This window comes from Brevundimonas sp., assembly GCF_044336875.1.
Taxonomy (GTDB): domain Bacteria; phylum Pseudomonadota; class Alphaproteobacteria; order Caulobacterales; family Caulobacteraceae; genus Brevundimonas.
This window is the reverse complement of sequence record NZ_JBIIOP010000001.1, coordinates 560,495-575,316: the sequence shown is the minus strand read 5'-3', so window position 1 is coordinate 575,316 and position 14,822 is coordinate 560,495. Positions and strand designations below refer to the sequence as shown.

Annotated in this window: 16 protein-coding genes; 11 read left to right on the top strand and 5 right to left on the bottom strand. The window is 62.1% G+C overall.

What is annotated here, in order from left to right; all coding sequences use genetic code 11:
• Positions 1-145: 145 nt before the first annotated feature.
• Entirely contained in the window at positions 146-469 is a 324-nt protein-coding gene (locus ACIQ1T_RS02775; RefSeq protein ID WP_395942961.1) for an Mpo1-like protein, read from the top strand.
• Positions 470-562: 93 nt separating this feature from the next.
• Positions 563-1,453 carry a hypothetical protein gene (locus tag ACIQ1T_RS02770; protein WP_395942960.1) on the top strand — a complete coding sequence of 297 codons (891 nt, stop codon included), beginning with the start codon at positions 563-565 and terminating at the stop codon, positions 1,451-1,453.
• 75 nt (positions 1,454-1,528) lie between these two features.
• Here ACIQ1T_RS02770 and ACIQ1T_RS02765 read toward each other — a convergent pair whose 3' ends face one another.
• The 3 genes from ACIQ1T_RS02765 to dusA all read right to left on the bottom strand — a co-directional run bounded on the left by ACIQ1T_RS02765 (position 1,529) and on the right by dusA (position 4,063).
• Positions 1,529-2,098: a 3D domain-containing protein gene (locus ACIQ1T_RS02765; RefSeq protein WP_395942959.1), complete on the bottom strand. Its 570-nt coding sequence runs from the start codon at positions 2,096-2,098 to the stop codon at positions 1,529-1,531.
• A 187-nt stretch (positions 2,099-2,285) separates the two neighbouring features.
• Entirely contained in the window at positions 2,286-2,969 is a 684-nt protein-coding gene (locus tag ACIQ1T_RS02760; protein ID WP_395942958.1) for a hypothetical protein, read from the bottom strand.
• Positions 2,970-3,046: 77 nt separating this feature from the next.
• Positions 3,047-4,063: a tRNA dihydrouridine(20/20a) synthase DusA gene (dusA, locus tag ACIQ1T_RS02755; RefSeq protein ID WP_395942957.1), complete on the bottom strand. Its 1,017-nt coding sequence runs from the start codon at positions 4,061-4,063 to the stop codon at positions 3,047-3,049.
• 113 nt (positions 4,064-4,176) lie between these two features.
• Here dusA and ACIQ1T_RS02750 point away from each other — a divergent pair, with 113 nt between their 5' ends.
• From ACIQ1T_RS02750 to ACIQ1T_RS02730, 5 genes are all read left to right on the top strand, one after another.
• Complete coding sequence (locus tag ACIQ1T_RS02750; RefSeq protein WP_395942956.1) at positions 4,177-5,238, top strand: tyrosine-type recombinase/integrase; 1,062 nt, start codon at positions 4,177-4,179, stop codon at positions 5,236-5,238.
• Between the two features lie 519 nt (positions 5,239-5,757).
• Positions 5,758-7,218, top strand: coding sequence for an N-6 DNA methylase (locus ACIQ1T_RS02745; protein WP_395942955.1), 1,461 nt, complete (start codon positions 5,758-5,760; stop codon positions 7,216-7,218).
• Entirely contained in the window at positions 7,211-8,785 is a 1,575-nt protein-coding gene (locus ACIQ1T_RS02740; protein WP_395942954.1) for a restriction endonuclease subunit S, read from the top strand. Before ACIQ1T_RS02745 ends, ACIQ1T_RS02740 begins: the two co-directional genes overlap by 8 nt.
• A gap of 5 nt (positions 8,786-8,790) precedes the next feature.
• On the top strand, positions 8,791-10,470 hold the full coding sequence (locus ACIQ1T_RS02735) for an AAA family ATPase (RefSeq protein WP_395942953.1): 1,680 nt from the start codon (positions 8,791-8,793) through the stop codon (positions 10,468-10,470).
• 26 nt (positions 10,471-10,496) lie between these two features.
• Entirely contained in the window at positions 10,497-11,279 is a 783-nt protein-coding gene (locus ACIQ1T_RS02730) for a hypothetical protein (RefSeq protein WP_395942952.1), read from the top strand.
• A 162-nt stretch (positions 11,280-11,441) separates the two neighbouring features.
• Here ACIQ1T_RS02730 and ACIQ1T_RS02725 read toward each other — a convergent pair whose 3' ends face one another.
• Positions 11,442-11,678 carry a helix-turn-helix domain-containing protein gene (locus ACIQ1T_RS02725; RefSeq protein WP_395942951.1) on the bottom strand — a complete coding sequence of 79 codons (237 nt, stop codon included), beginning with the start codon at positions 11,676-11,678 and terminating at the stop codon, positions 11,442-11,444.
• Between the two features lie 72 nt (positions 11,679-11,750).
• Positions 11,751-11,990 carry a helix-turn-helix domain-containing protein gene (locus ACIQ1T_RS02720; RefSeq protein WP_395942950.1) on the bottom strand — a complete coding sequence of 80 codons (240 nt, stop codon included), beginning with the start codon at positions 11,988-11,990 and terminating at the stop codon, positions 11,751-11,753.
• 116 nt (positions 11,991-12,106) lie between these two features.
• Between ACIQ1T_RS02720 and ACIQ1T_RS02715 the strand changes: the two genes are divergently transcribed.
• From ACIQ1T_RS02715 to ACIQ1T_RS02700, 4 genes are all read left to right on the top strand, one after another.
• Positions 12,107-12,598: an RNA polymerase sigma factor gene (locus ACIQ1T_RS02715; RefSeq protein ID WP_395942949.1), complete on the top strand. Its 492-nt coding sequence runs from the start codon at positions 12,107-12,109 to the stop codon at positions 12,596-12,598.
• Between the two features lie 16 nt (positions 12,599-12,614).
• Positions 12,615-13,583 (top strand): FecR family protein, encoded by a 969-nt coding sequence (locus ACIQ1T_RS02710; RefSeq protein ID WP_395942948.1) that lies wholly within the window; start codon positions 12,615-12,617, stop codon positions 13,581-13,583.
• A 72-nt stretch (positions 13,584-13,655) separates the two neighbouring features.
• A complete protein-coding gene (locus ACIQ1T_RS02705; RefSeq protein WP_395942947.1) occupies positions 13,656-14,483 on the top strand; it encodes a TonB-dependent receptor plug domain-containing protein in 828 nt (275 codons plus the stop codon).
• Between the two features lie 31 nt (positions 14,484-14,514).
• Positions 14,515-14,820, top strand: a complete 306-nt coding sequence (locus tag ACIQ1T_RS02700) for a plasmid stabilization protein (protein ID WP_395942946.1) — start codon at positions 14,515-14,517, stop codon at positions 14,818-14,820.
• The last annotated feature ends 2 nt before the right edge of the window (positions 14,821-14,822 follow it).

The following is a 14,822-nucleotide window of genomic DNA, read 5'->3' as shown; positions in this document are numbered from 1 at the left end:
AGGATCCATACTCCCGGTGCTGGTCGTAGTGCGGGCCTTCGAGACCGAGCGTATGGATCCTAGGCGCAAGGCCTAGGATGACGAGGATAGGGGCGGGCGGATCGCATGACTTGCCACCCTTGAAATCCGGGCGCACGCTGCGTCCATGAACACGCCGTCCACGCCCGAGGGACGATACGCCTCGTTCGAGGCCTTCTATCCCTATTACATCCACGAGCATTCGAACCGGACCTGTCGCCGGATCCACGTCGTGGGCACCGGCCTGGTGATCCTGGCCTTTGTCGCCTTCCTGCTGACGCTGAACCCCTGGTGGCTGTTGGCCATGCCGCTGATCGGCTACGGCTTCGCCTGGGTCGGGCATTTCTTCTTCGAGAAGAACCGGCCCGCGACCTTCAAATATCCGCTGTGGAGCCTGATGGGCGATTTCCGTCTGTTCTTCGAGACGGCGACCGGCAAGCGACGCTTCTGAAATTCGTCGTGATTTGAAGCTGCACGGGTCATGCGAAGCGGATATGGTCGAGGCTGCGGCGGGAGGCCGCACCCCTTGGGAAGGACGTCGAACATGAAGATCATCGCCGTCGCGGCGAGCGCCGCGCTGCTGCTGGCCCCGACCGCCAGCCTGGCGCAGAAGAGCGGTTCCAGACCCGATTTCACCCTCGAGCCCAACTATGGCTCGGTGCGGCTGGAGAGCGGCTTCACCCCCGACCCCTGGACCAAGTCGATCCTGGCCGGCGGCTCGGTTCCGGCCTCGGCGGCCAAGTCGGGCTGCGAGGGCTCGGTCAGCGCCGCACCGGACCTGCAGCTGAATTTCACCGCGGGCGAGCTGGACCTGACGGTCAAGGCGACGGCGTCGGAGGACGTCACCCTGCTGATCAATACGCCCAGCGGCGTCTGGTATTGCGATGACGACGGCGGCGGCGATCTGAACCCGATGGTGACCATCCCCAATCCGGAAGACGGGCGCTACGACATCTGGGTCGGCACCTATGACGACGCCATGGTCCAGTCGACGCTTCAGATCAGCGAGCTGGGCGGCTCGGACGAGACCGGCGGCGGCGCACCGGACACGGCGCTGGAGCCCAACTATGGTTCGGTGACCCTGCGCACCGGCTTCACCCCCGACCCGCACGAGAAGTCGATCCTGGCCGGGGGTTCGATCCCGGCCTCGGCCGCCAAGTCGGGCTGCGAAGGCAAGGTCTCGGCGGCGGCCGATTATCAGGTCCAGTTCGAGGCGGGCGACATGGACCTGACCTTCCTGGTCGAGTCGTCCGACGATACGACCCTGCTGATCAATACGCCGAACGGCCGCTGGTACTGCGACGATGACAGCGGCGGCGGTATGAACCCCAAGGTGCAGATCACCAATCCCCAGAGCGGCCGTTACGACGTCTGGGTCGGCACCTATGGCGACGACATGGTGCAGTCGACGCTGAAGGTCAGCGAACTGGACTAGACCCCTGCCGGAAGGCGGACATGAAGACGCCGGCGACCGCGAGGTTCGCCGGCGTTTTTCGTATCGGCAGCAGGCTTAGTTGGAGGCGGTCTGCCAGGCCGGGGGGCAGCCGTCGAAATCGCCGGCGTCGACGATGGTCAGGGTCTGCATGTTCAGGCGGCGGGCCTGGGCCATCGAGCCGCGTCCGTTGCCGGTATAGAGGTCGATCTTCTGACCCTTGATCGCGCCGCCGGTGTCCGAGGCGTACCAGTAGCCGTCGTGGACCGAGCCGTCGGCCAGACGAAGGCCCACCGTCTCGCGGATGAACAGCTTGGTGCGGCGGGGAATGACGCGCGGATCGACCGCGACGGTGCGCATGGCGATCGGGCGGCAACCGAGCGAATCGTTGCCCGTCGCGCCGCCGCCGCCTGCGTGATAGAGGCGGGCCGAGGCGCGCCAGTCCGGATCGCCGGCCATCAGTTCGACCTGGTCGGCGCTGAGTTCCAGAGCCGTTTCGGAAAGAGTGTCGGTGGAACCGATCTCGGCCGCCGGGGTTTCAACCCTGGCTTCATCCGCCGCGACAGCGACATTGTAAGGGACCGGTCCGCTCGTAAGCGAGGACATGGCAGCCCAAAGCATGGCGAAGGCAGCGGAGGCGCCGATCATCCGGTTTGCTCATGAAAGCACCGGCTCCCAACGCCGCCGGCGCCGGATGTGTCGCGTCAATTTGGGGCGAGAAAGCGGCGCATCGGGCCGCGCCCGGGCCGCAATCCGCCGCTCAGCTTTCTAACGCATGGACGACAAAGAGGTTTCGCCGCGCACCTTTTCGCGCGCGGCTGCGACCTCGCATCGATCAGAAGCGATAATTCAGACCGATCTGGACGACGGGCAGGACCTTGTAGTCGTCGGCCTGGTCCTGAATGTCCTGCTCTTCCTGGGTCAGAAGTTCCTGAAACAGCGCCTCGTTCGACAGGGTGCCGCCGGACGCGTTCAGATCGACCTGGGGCGCGTCGCCGAACGCTGCGCCGGCCAGGACCCGGAAGCCCAGGCGGCCGCCCCGGGTGAAGGTGTTGTCATAGCCGAGGCCGATGAAGGGGGCCGTGCTCTCCAGGTCGATGCGGCCGGTCAGGGCGCCGACCTGTTCGGGGGTGAAGCTGACGCCGCCGATGTTGACGTTCTCGGTGGGATTCGATTTCAGATCGACGCCACGATCGCCGAAATAGACGCCGCCCGACACGAAGAAGCCGTTACGGAAGGGGTGCAGATCGACGAAGGCCCCCGGGGACTGGAAGTCGATATCGGCCTCGTAGTCGATGCTGTTGTAGGTGTCGTCCCTCTCCCATTGCAGCACGTCATAGCCGCCACGCAGGACGAGATAGTCGTTGACCGAATACAGGGCCTGGACCCCTGCGCCGGGGGTGCCGACCTGGGCGCCGAGGGCGAAGCGGCTGCGCTCGCCGTCCTGGGCCGAGGCCTCCGGCGCGAAAAATGCAGCGGACAGGGCCGCGAGGGCGGCGGTCAGGGCGAGGATTTTCATGCGGTCGGCTCCGGGGAAGGGCGGGGTCTCCTCCCAGAAATCGCCACAAATGGATTGAGGTTCCGTTGCGGTCCCGTTCAGGCCGCTTCCTCGCGACGTGCCTCGGCCTCGCGCACGGCGTCTGCGGCGGCGTCCAGCACCTCCAGTCCCGCGCCCGGTCGGATCGCCTCGACCGTCAGGATGCGGCGGAAGGCCCGGGCGCCGGGGCGGCCGTGCATCAGGCCCAGCATGTGGCGGGTGATGGCGGGCAGGCGCACCCCCTCTTCCAGGCGCGCCGCCACATAGGGACGGTAAAGATCCAGGGCGGCGAAGGCGTCCACATCAGGCGTGTCCGCCCCGTACAGGCGACGGTCGGCCTGACCCAGGATGGCCGGCTCGTGATAGGCGGCGCGGCCCAGCATGACGCCGTCCAGCCGCACGCCGTCGCTCTCGTCCAGCAGGGCTTCGGCCTGGTCAAGATCGGCGATCCCGCCGTTGATGGAGATGTTCAGGTGCGGCCGTTCGCGCTTCAGCCGGCGCACCAGACCGTAGTCCAGCGGCGGCACGTCGCGGTTCTCCTTGGGCGACAGGCCTTGAAGCCAGGCCTTGCGGGCGTGAACGACGAAGACTTCGATCCCGACCGCCGCGCAGGCGTCCACCGTGGCGAACAGGCTGATCTGCGGATCCTGATCGTCGACGCCGATACGGCATTTGACGGTCGCGGGCACGGTCACGGCGGCCTTGATCGCCGCCATGCAGTCGGCCACCAGTTCAGGCTCGCGCATCAGGCAGGCGCCGAACTTGCCCGACTGGACCCGGTCGGACGGGCAGCCGACGTTCAGATTGATCTCGTCATAGCCGTACGCCTCGCCGACCTTCGCCGCCTCGGCCAACTGGGCCGGATCCGAGCCCCCGAGCTGCAGGGCGACCGGATGTTCGACCGGGTCGAACCCCAGCAGATAGTCGCGGTCGCCATGCAGGACGGCGGGCGCGGTGACCATCTCGGTGTAGAGCAGGGCGCGGGCCGTCAGGACGCGATGGAAGGCCCGGCAATGCCGGTCGGTCCAGTCCATCATGGGCGCCACGGACAGTCTACGAGATTGATTTATCGACATTTTTCGAGTAGTATCAAAACGTTGGTTGGTGACGTGTGCACTCGATTTTACGCCGTGTTGCGACGTTTTTTCCGGCTTTTCGACATCTCAGTGCACACAGAGCGCACACGAAAATGGCGACGTATTCGAAACTCCCCTCCGGAACATGGAGGGTCCAAGTCAGGAGGAAGGGCCGCTATATAAGCGAGACCTTCCTCAAACGCGATGATGCGCGACGCTGGGCTGTCGAGAACGAGGCTCGTATCGATCGCGGCGAGACGCCGACGCCACAGCGCGCGGCGCGCTTGCGCACCTTCGGGGAACTGATCGATCTCCACATCGCCGACATGAAGGAAGTCGGAAAGGCGCCGCGTCGCTCCAAAGCGGCGACGCTGAAGATGCTCAAGGCGAGATTGGGCCCGAAGAAACTGGCTCAGCTTGATCGCCAGTTGTTCATCGACTTCGGCAAGGAGCGCGCGAAGGAAGGGGCGGGGCCGATGACGCTGAGCATCGATATAGGCGCCATTAAACTGGTCATCACCCATGCGATCGCCGTGCATGGGCTGACGATCTCGGCCGAGCCGCTGAACATGGCGCGGTTGGCGTTGAAGCGACTAGGGCTCGTGGGAAAGGGGCTTGAGCGCGACCGCCGCCCGACGGAGGAGGAATTGGATCGGCTGATCGGCTATTTCGAATCCAACCCGCGCCAGATCATTCCTATGGGGCGGGTTATCCGCTTCGCGATTGCTACTGCGATGCGCCAGGAAGAGATATTCCGCGTCGTCTGGCCGGACTATGTTCCGCGCACCAAAATGCTGACGATCAGGGATCGCAAAGACCCTCGCGAGAAGGCTGGCAACGACCAGCGCATCCCGCTGCTGAAGGTGTCGGGTTATGATCCTATAGCGCTGATCGAGGAGCAGGGGCCGCCGCAATCCAATCGAGACCCGCGTATCTTCCCGTTCAATCATCGGTCAGCGGGCACAGCATTTACGCGGGCGTGCAAAGAGCTTGAGATTGTGGATCTGCACTTCCATGATCTGAGGCACGAAGGGACGAGCCGTCTATTCGAGGCGGGATTTCAGATTCCTCAGGTGGCGCTGGTCACCGGTCACAAAGACTGGAAGATGCTGCGGCGATACACCCACCTTCGACCGGAGGCATTGCACGCCGTTGCGGACGCGATCGCGGCGTGATGTCGGAAAGTGACTCATTGCGGACGTCCGACGCGTCCGTTTCCGAGGAGGGCGTCGAAACGCTCCCGCATGATCCGATCCCGATGCTCGCCTGGTCGTTGCTCGTGGGTGTCATTTGCCCAGGCGTCTGGAGGTCTGTCATGGAGGTGACGGCCGTTCACCGCACCGGATCGTCCCGCAGGCAGTGGAGTGCATCGTGCTCATCAACCGGGAATCGGACGACCGGCGGGTTGGAAGGTAGTGTTTGTGGTCGGCTTGGACGGTGATCGCCTTAGAGCTGGGCGGCTCGCGTAGTGGGCAGATGACAACCCGTCGAGCTGTTCCGAGATCCCGCGACAGTCGGCTAGGGCGACCTTAGGCACATGCGCGGGTTTGACTGAACTCCCGACCGTCGCCGCTTGAACCGAAATGGACGGTGTGAGCAAGTGGCGCGACTGGGTCGGGAGCGTGCGACGCTTGCCCGTCCCGTCGTATCCATTGCCGCCTAGATGCGGAATTCCGCCGGGGATCAAGTCGGGAATGAGCCATGACAGCGTCGTCCAGAAAATCTGGGGCCTCTGCCACATCCTTCGAGGCGACGGCGTAAGTTACCACGAGTACATCTCGGAGCTGACTTATCTCTTGTTCCTGAAGATGGCCGAAGAGACCGGTACGGAGAATCTTCTCCCCATCGGCTATCGTTGGAACGATCTTGCAGCGTTTGACGGCGATGATCTGCTCAGTTTCTACAGAGAGATGCTTACCTTCCTTGGTGGGCACGCCAACAGTGAGGTCGTTCGCCGGATATACGCATTTCCGACTACGGTGTTCTCGCATTCTGAAAACCTGAAGGCCGTCATCGACGGAATCTCGAAAATCGAGTGGCATTCGGTAAGCGCAGATGAAATGGGCCGCCTTTACGAGGGGCTGCTTGCCAAGAATTCGCAAGATTCACGCTCAGGTGCGGGTCAATATTTTACACCGCGGGCGCTTGTCGACTGCATTGTGGAATTGGTGCAGCCGACTTTGGGTGAGGTTGTCCAGGATCCGGCCGCTGGAAGCGGCGGTTTTCTGATCTCAGCCGACCATTACGTCAGATCTCGCAACTCCGTTGAGGGCTACGACGCCGACCCGCCTCTCTATGAAGGGGTTGAGATCGAGAAGAGCACCTACCGCATCTGTCTGATGAATGCATTCCTGCATCGCTTGCGTTCCAAGATCATCCTCGGTGACGCCCTGACGGCCGATGCGTTGGAGCTGAGCCCACCTGACGTCGTTCTTGCCAATCCGCCATTCGGCGCGAAAGCGGGGAGCGCCCGCAAACTTCGCGATGACATCTCGTCCACGACGAACAAGCAGCTGGCATTTCTTCAACACATCTACCTGTCGATGAAGGCTGGAGGGCGGGCGGCCGTCGTTCTTCCAGACAACGTCCTTTTTGAGGAAGGGATCGGTCGCAAGATTCGGCAGGACTTGATGGAGCGGTGCGACCTTCATACGATTCTGCGTTTGCCGACGGGCATCTTCTACAGCCCAGGGGTCAAAACGAACGTATTGTTCTTCAGCACTCGTGAGAACGATGAGGACGATGTGCGGACGGATGGCGCGACAAAGCGCGTCTGGGTCTATGACATGCGCCATGACGTTGCGAAGTATGGAAAAAAGCGCACGCTGACGCGGAGCGATTTCGAACACTTCATCGCAGCATACGGCGAGGACCCTCAAGGGCAATCGGAGAGGACAGACACTGGGCCTTTGGGGCGATGGCGTATGTTTAGTCGAGAGACGATCGCTGAGCGAGGCGACAATCTGGATCTGACATGGTTTGCGGACCGGAACGGCGATGACCAGGCGGCGGATGAGCCGGAGGATATTCTAGCCGATCTCCTGCATCATCTGCATATGGCGACGGAAGAGATCAAAGCCGTTTTGCAGGACCTCAGTGCCGACGCGGGCCCGCCCACGGAGTTAGCCGCCGACCTATCGCCAAGCCATGAGTAAGTTGCCCAACAGCTGGACCGAAGCGTTCGTCTCGGACATCTGCGAAGTCGTGATGGGTCAAGCACCCCCTGGCGCTTCAACAAACTACGAACGTAAGGGCACGCCCTTTGTGAAAGCTGGCGAGTTTCGTTCCGAGCGGCCAGTTATTCGCGAATGGACTACGCAGCCGCTCAAATTGGCGAAACGGGGAGACGTGCTGGTGTGTGTGGTCGGCGCGACCGCCGGCAAGGTGAACTTGGGGGTGGATTGCGCGATCGGTCGCAGCGTCGCTGCCCTCAGGCCCCGACCAGGCGTCGATCAACGCTACTTGTACGCCTTCATGCAAACCCGCGTCGCAGCGCTTCGTAGAGGCGCAACGGGCACTGCTCAGAGCGTTATTTCCGCAGCCATGCTCGGTAGTCTAAGGATTCCACTCCCTCCCGAGGCGGAGCAGAAACGTATTGTCGATCGCCTGGGGCGTCTGACCGGACAGACCAACGTCGCACGCCAAATGCTTGCGGTGGTCCCATCTCAAATCGCCCGATATCGTTCGGCTGTATTACATCGTGCATTCTCAGGCGAACTGACATCCGATCTTCGTCCTGAGGGGCACAGGGGGGTGCCTGAGGGATGGCGAACCACAACGCTAGGCGAAGTGGCCGATATCCAGGGCGGGATCCAGGTCGGCCGCAAACGCAAGGACGATGAGAAACTGGTCGAAGTCCCATATTTGCGGGTCGCGAACGTTCAGCGTGGATGGTTGAATCTCGCGGAGGTCAAGACGATCAGTGTAACGCTGCAGGAGAGAGATCGCCTTGCCTTGAGAGTAGGGGATGTCCTCATGAACGAGGGTGGAGACCGCGACAAGCTCGGGAGGGGATGGGTATGGAACGGACAGATCCCGGTCTGCATCCACCAAAACCACGTATTCCGAGTACGAATGAAGCCGGGCGTTTCGCCCGCTGAATATGTGTCTCATTTCGCCAACGAAATGGGACAATCCTACTTCCTGGACCAAGGCACGCAGACGACGAACCTAGCGTCCATCAGCAAGCGCAAAGTCGCGGCCCTTCCTATCGTTTTGCCGCCGTTCGATGAGGCGGTCGAAATCGCAAAGCGTATAAGAGAAGCGTTCGCTTCGGCCGATCGGGTCGCCGATGAGACAAGCGCTGCGGTTGCGCTTCTGGATCGATTGGACGCAGCCTTGGTCGCGAGAGCCCTTCGGGGGGAACTGGAGCCTCAAGACATTGACGAAGAGCCAGCACAAACCCTGCTGGAGAGAATAAGGTTAGAGAGCGCGCGGGCCGCCGTTCAGCCAAAGTCCAAAGAGCGCAAGAGCATTCGCCGGGAGGCCGTGATGGCATCAAGTACGACCTTGGAGTCGGCGCTGGCAAGCGCCGTCGATTGGCTTACCGCCGATGAGGCGTTTCGCCTCTGCGGCGCTGTTGATGGGGCCGAAACCGAAACTGTCGAGCGTCTGTATGAGGAGCTCAGGCAACTTGATAAGGCAGGTCGGCTTCAGGTCCAGAAGGTCGCGGATAGCGAGGGTCGAAAGCTGCACGACCTAATCCGCTTGAAGGCGGCGTAGGTCCTATGCGGCTGGACAGTCTGACGATCGGCAGCGCCAAAGCAAGCCCGACCCACCAGTTCAAAAACTTGAAAAACGTTTCGATCGACTTCGATCAAGATCACTGGATTACGGTGATCATCGGATGGAACGGCACGGGGAAATCCAATGTCATTGAGGCGCTAGCCACAATCTTTCGCGATCTCATTCGCGGGGAGCGCCGACCCGCATTCGCATATCGGCTACGCTATACTATCGGCCACGACTCCGAAGACTATCATGTGGAAGTCGATGCTGATCCGGACCGGACGCGAGATCTGTTGTCCGTAAAGGTCACCCCTGCACCTTCGGCTGCCGGCGTGGGCGCAGCCGAGTCTGAGAAATTGGCTCTTAAGGCTTTCCTCTCTCCCGAGAGCCCGTATCTGCCCCGCAACGTCTTCGCTTATTATTCTGGCGAGAGCGAGCGCCTATATCAGGTGTTCCGGCCCTATCTGGAGGAGTTCGACAAACGACTTCGACGAGGCGAGAACCCCGGGCTCAAGCGTCTGTTCTATGCCATGCCGGTTCACAGCCAGTTTGTTCTCCTAGCCTTTCTAATTCAGCAGTCCGACGAGGTCAGGGTGTTTCTCGCGGATCATCTCGGCATTGATCCAGACGAGGGCATCGAGTCCGTACTTTTCGTTCTGCGCGAGCCGCCCTGGAAATCTAACGACGGCGATCCACGGTTCTGGATGGCGAAAGGCGTTGTTGCGTCTTTCCTCGATCGGCTGCAGGAGATCGCCTTGGCGCCGTTCTCCATCAACAGGCGTGTTTCGATCTCGTTGTGGAACGAGAAAACCCTCCAGTTCAAATACCTGTACATCAAGGACATAGAGTCGCTCCGACGACTCGTTGGAGATCAGCGTCCGGCAGAGTTCTTTCGGGACCTGGAGAGCACGCATGTCTCTCAGCTGATTGACGAAGTTCGCATCCGCGTCAGGCTCACCAAAAACGACGGCTCGGTTACATTCCGGGAGTTGAGCGAGGGCGAACAGCAACTGCTTACGGTGCTCGGACTTCTTCGCTTCACATCGGGAAGCGAAAGCCTATTCTTACTCGATGAGCCCGACACGCATCTGAACCCTCGCTGGGCAGTGGATTACATCTCCTACCTTCGCAAGTTCGCCGGCGACGCGGGGGAACGCGAAAACAGTCACATTCTGCTGACCACTCACAATCCGCTCGCTATCGCTGAACTCTCGCGCGAGCAGGTCCAGATCCTGCAGTTGGCGACAAATGGCGATGCACGAGGCATCATCGCCGTACATCCCGATCTCGATCCCAGAGGACAAGGCTACGCTGCTATCGTCACCAGCGAGATGTTCGGCATCTCTAGCACACTGGATCAACCGACCCATCTGCTTCTTGAGCGCCAGAGAGCTTACGCGGGCACGCCTCACCTGTCACCCGATGAACTTCGAGAGCTGACCGACATCAACGCGCAGCTCGCTCGTCTAGGTTTCCGGTTTTTCCACCCCGACGAAGAATACTCACGCTACCTTCGGCTGAGAAATGACGCGATGCACTTGGCATTGGGTGCTTCGGATCCCGAGGCCTTGGCTCGCGCGTCGGCCGAAATGTCATCGGACGAACGGGAGGAGTTGGGCGCGCGTCTGATCGGTGAGCTGCTCAGCGAACAAGAGAGTGGGCCGCCGAGCCAGCTGTGAGATATATTGACAAAACAAGGCTGAGGATGCCGGACGGATGGCTCGCTAGGGCAGCCGCAGCCGCTGCCGCTGTCGCTGCGGGTGGTGATCCGAACGACCACGCCGCAGTTTGGCGTGAACTGAAAGACGGATTGGCCGAGTTGTTCAATGACAAATGCTGGTACTGCGAGGTGCCGGTGCCAAGATCTGACAACGCCGTTGACCACTTTCGACCGAAAGGGCGAGTTAGCGACGCGGCCATGGAGCACCAAGGATACCGGTGGCTGGCGTTTGACCCCGCCAACTTTCGGTATGCCTGCACCTACTGTAACTCCAAACGCAAGGATTTGGAGGGCGGAACGATCGGCGGCAAAGCTGATCGGTTCCCGTTAGTCGACGAGAACGCGCGTCTGTACGACGCAGGCGAGCCGGACCGTGAACGGCCTATCCTTCTTGATCCCTGCGACATTGAAGACTGGAGGCTGCTCGGCTGCCGTAGAGAGAACGGCAAGCCCTGCGCCTCCACGAACGCACCGGGCGAAGTCGCGCGCGCTGATGCGTCTATCGAAATCTATCACCTACATCACGAGCCCACCTGCAAACTTCGCCATGGAGAAGCCGTGAGGCTCATGGGGGATATCGAGGAGGCCAAATCCTATTTCGCACTCGCGGAGACCAACGCGGATCACGCACGGTCCTTCAAGGTCGCCGCGCAAAGAATTCTGAAGGCGATCCACATCAACAGCGCGTTCAGCGGCGACATGCGCTTCCTTTTGGGCGGCGAGCGGAGCGCGGAACATCCGTGGATCCAGACGCTGCTTGAAACTTGAGTGGCATCGACTTCCAACGCGGCGGCGGTGATCTCGGTGACGGGGCCACCTCGACTGCGCGTCGTCCAAGGGTCAGCCAGGGTCCGCAATCCGCACCGGAGTCTATGACCGCTGTTGGCGCATTGGCGACCTTGTTGGCCGTGCAGCTCTCCCGCAGTGCGCTCAGACGGGACCGGTGGTGTCGCTGTCAGGGGCGGGAGACAGCAATGATATCGCTGACACTTGCAAGATTGACGCGATATTCTCGACTACGTTCAGCGTTGGGTTTCGAAGGCCTCGCTCGAGTTGGCCGAGGTAGCTGTAAGCAAGTCCAACGTCATGAGCGAGAGCCTCCAAGGTGATACCCTTGGCCCGACGAACACGGCGTAAATTTCGCCCGAAGTCAGTGGCTAGCCCCATGCCGCTAGCGCACTCAAACCATCACTTTGAGCCAGTTACTATAGTGACTAAGTGGCCGGGAGGTTCGCTGGGCTACCGATGGCGAGCGGCCGGAAGTTCTGTGTTCAACGGTCCGAGCAGAATGTGCGGGGGCACATCAAGGCTTCTGGCTAAAGCCTCAACGACACTCAGCGTCGGGTTGCGGATGCCGCGCTCAATCTCACCGACGTAGCTGTAAGATCTGTCCGCAGCCAGTGCCAATGCCTCGATCGAGAGCCCGCGATCAAGCCGCGCTCGCCGGACATTTCGGCCGAAGATCTCCCGCAGTTCCATGACGACAGGCGCATGGAAATGGCGATTTCGAGCCAGTCACTATAGTAACCATTCGACGTTCGGCTACGTTCGAGGTTGCTGGAGATCGTTCCGGCCGCAGGAAGCAGGGGCCCCTCGTGTCTCACGGAGCTGAGAAGTTCCATGATGAGGAACGAAAAACCGTAGCAGAGCTTTACCGCCGCTACGCAGCGTGGCTGCGTGCTCGCCTGACGCACCGCTACGGCGCAGATCTTGCGGACGATTTGGTCCAGGAAGCATATTTGCGGATTGCTCCTTACCAAGCGCAGGGCATCCGCTCACCGCAGTCGTTGCTCCTACGTATTGCATCGAATCTGGCCCTGGACGGATTTGCCCGAGACGCCGTTCGCATCAGGCATCGCCAATCCGCGCTGGACAGCGCCGAAGCATTCGGCGACACCCACGACACCCTGCTGCTGAAGCAAATCGTCCGCTCCATGCCCGAAAAGGATCGAGACGTATTTGTGCTTTCTCGCTTTGGGGGTTTGACTCACGCCCAGATCGCTGCGCGACTAGAGGTTGCGGTCAAAACCGTCGAGTGGCGCATGGGACGAGCCCTGAAACACTGCGACGACTATCTGCGCCGCTGATCGAAGAGGGCCCGCGATGAGCGCGAGTCAGAAGCCGGCGACGGCGGCCGACCGAGAGGCGGCGGACTGGTTTGCACGCCTGGGATCGACCTCGGTGTCGACCGAGACGATTCACGCCTTCTTCGAATGGCGCAAGTCGCCGGAGAACGCCGCCGCCTACAAGCGCCAGGAAGAGAACTGGAAGAAGATGGGCAGCCTGCAAGGCGACCCTGAAATGACGGCCTTCGTCGCGAACGCCGGCCGATCCTCTCGGTCCAAGCCTTCCCCGACCGGATGGCTGGTCTCGGGCGTCGTCGCCCTGCTAGTGGCGGGCGTCGGCGTCGGCCTCTATCTGAAGTCCGCACCGCCGACCTATCATACCGACGTCGGCGAGCAGCGCTCCATTCAACTGGCTGACGGATCCTTCGTCCGGCTCGACACGGACAGTCGCATCCGCGTGATCTTGTCGAGCGGCGCGCGCCGGGTCGAGTTGCTGGAAGGTCAGGCCCTCTTCGAGGTGGCGCATGACTCCGGCCGTCCCTTCACGGTCTCCGCAGGGCCTCTGTCGGTGACGGCGTTGGGCACTGTGTTCGACGTGCGTCGCACCGGCGCCGACGCCAGGGTCGTGCTGGTCGAGGGGCGGGTGAAGGTCGAGGCGGCCGGCGGACCTGACCAGGTGCTCCAGCCGAACCAGACGGCGATGACGACGCGGCAAGGCGCCAAGGCTGCAACCATCAACGCCGCCGAGGCTACGAGTTGGGCCGATGGCCGTCTGACCTTCTCTCGCACACCGCTTCGGGAGGCGGTGTCGGAGGTCAATCGCTACCTGACGAACAAGATCGAGCTCCAGGCGCCGATGGTCGAGAATACGACGATCAGCGGCGCCTTCCGCGCTGGCGATCGCAGCGCTTTCGTTTCGGCAGCAGCGGACACCTTCGATCTTGTCGCCGAGCCTCAGCCGGGAGGCGCGATCAAACTCGTCCCGCGTCGGACAAAAAATCCCTGACCCCCGCCAGGGTATAACGGGGTCTGACCCGTCCTTGGCCCGACGCACTCTCGCGTCGTCGGGGAGGACTCCATGAACAACAGCCGCAACTGGCTCGGCGCGACCGCAATCGCCGCCTGTATTTCTTTCGCCGCGCCCGCCAGCGCCCAGGACGAACGCACCTTCGACATCGCGCCCGGACCGCTCGAGACGGCGCTCGCGCAGTTCGCCGCGCAATCCGATCACCAGCTTCTATTCGCCGACGATCTCGTGGCGAACCGGCGAAGCGAAGGCGTCTCCGGACGACTGAAGGTCACCGAGGCGCTCGACAGACTTCTGGCCGGGACCGGCCTGTCGTGGCGGCAGAGCCGAGCAGGGGTCTTCACCCTGCGACGGGCTGCGGCGACGCCCCGCGTCGAGGTCATTGTGCCGCCGGCCGCCCTCGACGACATCATCGTCACAGGCAGTTTGCTGCGCCAGTCCGGTGAACTGGCTTCTCCGGTGCATGTCGTGGACCGAGGCGCGCTGGATCGCAGCGGGCGGGCGACCGTCGCCGAGCTTATCGCTGAACTGCCCCAGAATTACGCCGGCGCAGGTACCCCGAGTGCGCTCCTCGCGGGCGCCGACAACGCCGGCTCCAACGCGAGCGTCGCCACGGGCGTCAATCTCAGGGGGCTGGGACCGGACTCCACCTTGGTCCTCGTCGATGGTCGGCGTCTGGCGGGCACCGGTTATCGCGGGGACTTCGCCGACCTGTCCGCGCTGCCGTCAGCGGCGGTCGAGCGCGTGGACGTGTTGCTCGACGGCGCCTCGGCTCTTTACGGCTCACGCTGCGCTGCTCAGAGCGAATGTCTGTTTTCGCACACAAGGATCGAATCAAGTCTTTGTAAACTCAAGCTGAAACCGGGGTGTTGGTTGTGAGTTGTTCTCGGCGTGAGCCAGGAGGACGACCATGCCGCGCGGCGACAAATCCGCCTACACCGACAAGCAGGAACTCAAGGCCGACCATATAGCGGCCGGCTATGAGCAGCGTGGCGTTCCCGAGAAGGAGGCCGAGCGCCGGGCCTGGGCGACCGTCAACAAGGACGACGGCGGCGGCAAGAAGAGCGGGTCCGGACGCGGCAAACATACGGGGCATCCCGCTGCGCACAAGGGCGGTCGCAAGGGTGGCGCGGCGGCTGCCGCCCGTCCGAAGGCCGACCGCTCCGCCGCCGCGAAAAAGGGTTGGGAGACCCGGCGTCGCAACAAGACGCATTAGCC